The following is a 3,385-nucleotide window of genomic DNA, read 5'->3' on the forward strand; positions in this document are numbered from 1 at the left end:
CAATATTGGTGCCCAGGTGAGGACTCGAACCTCCACGACATTTCTATCACTGGCACCTGAAGCCAGCGCGTCTACCAATTCCGCCACCTGGGCCCAGACGTTTCGCGCTTGCACGCGTTTCCGCCCGGAAGGCGCGGACCCTTAAGGCAGGGTCCGGGGGCGGTCAACAGGGGATTTGCGGCCTTTGCGTTGCGAGCGCGGCGGCCATCGTCTAATCCCCGGCGCGTCGGAGGTTGCCCTTGTCCCGCCGCCGCGTTTCGGAGCCCGCCATGAACGAAGTCGCCCCAGGCCTGGTCACCGTCTTCGGCGGCTCCGGTTTCGTCGGCAGCCAGCTGGTCCAGGCGCTGGCCCGGCGCGGCTGGCGCGTGCGCATCGCCTGCCGCCGCCCCGACCGGGCGTACAAGCTGCAGACCTCGGGCACGGTCGGCCAACTCCAGTCCGTCCGTTGCGACGTGACCCGCCCCGCCGATGTCGAGGCCGCCCTGCGGGGCGCCGACGCGGCGATCAATCTGGTCGGGATTCTGTACGAATCGGGCCGGCGCAGTTTCCACGCCCTGCACGTCGAGGGCGCGCGCAACATCGCCGAAGCCTGTGCGGCCGGAGGCGTCGCGCGCCTCGTCCAGGTCTCGGCCCTCGGCGCCAACCCCGAGAGCCGGTCGGACTATGCCCTGTCCAAGGCCGCGGCCGAGATGGCGGTGCGCGAGGTCAAGCCGGACGCGGTGGTGATCCGACCGTCCGTGATCTTCGGGGCCGGCGACGGCTTCCTCAATCGCTTCGCCGCCCTGGCCTCGATGGCCCCGGCCCTGCCGCTGATCGGCGGCGGCCAGACCCGGTTCCAGCCGGTCTATGTCGCCGACGTCGCCGAGGCCATCGCCCGCGCCGCGGCGGCCCCCGAGGCCGCGGGCCGCACCTTCGAACTGGGCGGGCCGGCGGTGATGACCTTCGAGGACATTCTGAAACTGATCCGGCGCGAGACCTACCGCAGCTTCGGCCTCATCCCCCTGCCCTTCTTCGCCGCCCGCGCCATCGGCTCCATGGCCCAGCTGACCGCCATGGTCGGCATCGCCCCGGTGCTGACCCGCGATCAGGTGGTGCTGCTGGAAAGCGACAATGTCGTCGCCGACGGCGCCGAGGGCCTCGCTGCCCTGGGCATAGAGCCGACCGGCATCGAGGCCATCGCCCCATCCTATCTCTGGCGCTATCGGCGCGGCGGCCAGTTCGCCGACGCGCCCGCGACCTGAAGGCTCAGTAGAGCCAGATCGCCAGCAGGCCCACGATTCCGACCAGGATCCGCCACGCCGAAAACGGCGCGAAGCCGTAGCGGCCGACGAAATCCACCAGGAAGCGGACCACGAACAGGCCGCTGATGAAGGACACCACGAATCCGATCGCGATCAGGCCGGCGACATCGTTGGTGATGAGTTCACGGCTCGACCAGAAATCCAGGGCGAAGGCGCCGACCATGGTCGGGATCGCCAGAAAGAACGAGAACTCGGCCGCCGCCTTCTTTTCGACGCCCAGCAGCAAACCGCCGACGATGGTGGCGCCGCTGCGCGACACGCCCGGAATGATGGACAGGCACTGCCACAGACCGACGCCCAGGGCGGTCCTCCAGGACAGCGTCATTGCGTCCACGGTCAGCTCACGCTGCTCCAGGGTGACCACCCCGTCCCTCACCCGACGCCGCAGCCCCATCGTTCCCGCATCCGACCAGCGCTCCAGCACGATCAGGGCGACCCCGCCGACGATCAGGGTGACGCAGACAATGGTGGTGTTGAACAGAACGTCCTTGATGAAGTCGTGGAACAGCAGACCGAGAACCGCCGAGGGAAAGAAGGCCAGCAATACGGATATAGCGAAACGTCTCGCCGCGGGATCCTGGCCCGGCAAGGCCAGCAGCACCTTCCACAGGCGGGCGAAATAGACCGCCACCACCGCCAGGATGGCCCCCAGTTGGATCATGACGATGAAGGTGTCCCACGGGGTGTTGGACAGCCCCAGGGCTTCCTTGGCCAGCAGCAGATGTCCGGTCGAGGACACTGGAATGAACTCGGTCAGGCCCTCGACCAGTCCCAGGATGACCGCCCCAATCCAGTCCGCCACGCAGTCCCTCAAAGACTATGGGCCGTCAGTGCGCGCCCGGTTCGGGTCCCACATAGCGCAGCCGGGCCCGGATAGGCGAGCCGTTCGTCGCCTCATCCAGGGCGTGACCCAGCAGTCCGGCCAGCCGGCCAAGCAGGAACAGGTCCCCGGCGGCGTCCCGCGGCAGTTCCAGCCGCCGGGCGATGACCGCCAGGGCGAGGCCGAAATTCGCGGGCCGGCCGGTCGCGGCCTCGCCCTCCTGCACCGCCCGGACCAGGTCGGAAGGCAGGTCGGTCGATGCCATCAGGGCCGCCGCACGGGGATCACCGGCCGGATAGTCGAGGCTGCCGAACCCCGCCAACCCGCCCGCCGCATGGGCCCGGCGCGCCGCGTCCGTGGCCTGGCGGCGCACGGCCACAACCCAGTCGGAGGCCCGGGTCAGCTCGGCCATCATGTCCGAGCCGGTCAGGGTCAGCAGGCCGGCGAAAGCCGCCGCCGCCGGAGCCGCCCCACCGTCGGCCGCGGCCCGAGTCGCCAGAACCGCCGCGTTCATCTCATTGTCCGCCGCCAACACCAGGGCGCGACGGATCAGGTGGGCATCGCGCTCGGGCGTCTTCCACGACCGCGCCAGCCGCTGGTGCAGGAACAGGCGCGGACCCGAACCCGCGGCGGCGTCGATCGCCTCGTCCAGCACCCGGGTGCATTCCAGCCGCAGGGCCTCGACGGTGCGGGCCTTGGGGTCGGCATCCTCCTCGGCGCGCCGGGCCAGGGCCGCGAACAGCCGCGCCCGGATCGAACCACCGGGCACGGCGCCGACGCGGGGCCGGACCTCGGCGAACGGATTGACCGCCCGCGCGTCCCAAAGGCGGCGGGCCACGTCTTCAAGCGTCGCCGTCTCGGCCAGCTGGCACGCGTCCAGACCGCGATAGAACAGCCGGCCGCCGGCGATCACCGTCAGACCGGAACAGATCTCGGCCTCGCCCCGGCCGGCCGACCGGGGAATGGGTCGCTCGGCGATCCGATGGTCATCGACGGCCTCTCCGCTCAGCCGGGCGATGTCCTGAACGGCGTAGAGGCTGCGGCGCGGATCCGAAGGATCGGGCCGGGCGGCGATACGTCCGCGGCTGACATAGGCATAGAGGGTCTGGCTCTTGACCCCGAGGCGGGCCAGGGCCTCGCCGCGTCCAATCCAGCGGATGGCGTCCGGGGCTGGGTCCGCAGGCTCCAAACTCTCGACCTCCGCGCGGAGCATCCGGCCCCTGCCGAAACGGGGGCGCCAGATGAGGCCGTTTGGTGACAACCC

Annotated in this window: 3 protein-coding genes and 1 tRNA gene; 1 reads left to right on the forward strand and 3 read right to left on the reverse strand. The window is 70.3% G+C overall.

The annotated features are described in order from the left end of the window. Nucleotides 1–6 precede the first annotated feature (6 nt). Nucleotides 7–93 (reverse strand) — tRNA-Leu (locus Q0588_RS11230). Nucleotides 94–269: 176 nt separating this feature from the next. Here Q0588_RS11230 and Q0588_RS11235 point away from each other — a divergent pair. Next, nucleotides 270–1,241, forward strand: coding sequence for a complex I NDUFA9 subunit family protein (locus Q0588_RS11235; RefSeq protein ID WP_298746068.1), 972 nt, complete (start codon nt 270–272; stop codon nt 1,239–1,241). A gap of 4 nt (nt 1,242–1,245) precedes the next feature. Here the strand turns inward: Q0588_RS11235 and Q0588_RS11240 are convergent, their stop codons facing one another. Beyond that, complete coding sequence (locus tag Q0588_RS11240) at nt 1,246–2,103, reverse strand: undecaprenyl-diphosphate phosphatase (RefSeq protein ID WP_298746070.1); 858 nt, start codon at nt 2,101–2,103, stop codon at nt 1,246–1,248. Nucleotides 2,104–2,128: 25 nt separating this feature from the next. Further along, the coding region (locus tag Q0588_RS11245; protein ID WP_366872887.1) for a citrate/2-methylcitrate synthase at nt 2,129–3,385 on the reverse strand (1,257 nt) is incomplete at its 5' end.

Origin of the sequence: uncultured Brevundimonas sp. (assembly GCF_937870815.1) — a bacterium.
Taxonomy (GTDB): domain Bacteria; phylum Pseudomonadota; class Alphaproteobacteria; order Caulobacterales; family Caulobacteraceae; genus Brevundimonas.

Excerpts from the sequence above, each read along its gene's own strand:
- Q0588_RS11235 (WP_298746068.1), top strand. The coding sequence starts at position 270 with ATGAACGAAGTCGCCCCAGGCCTGGTCACCGTCTTCGGCGGCTCCGGT.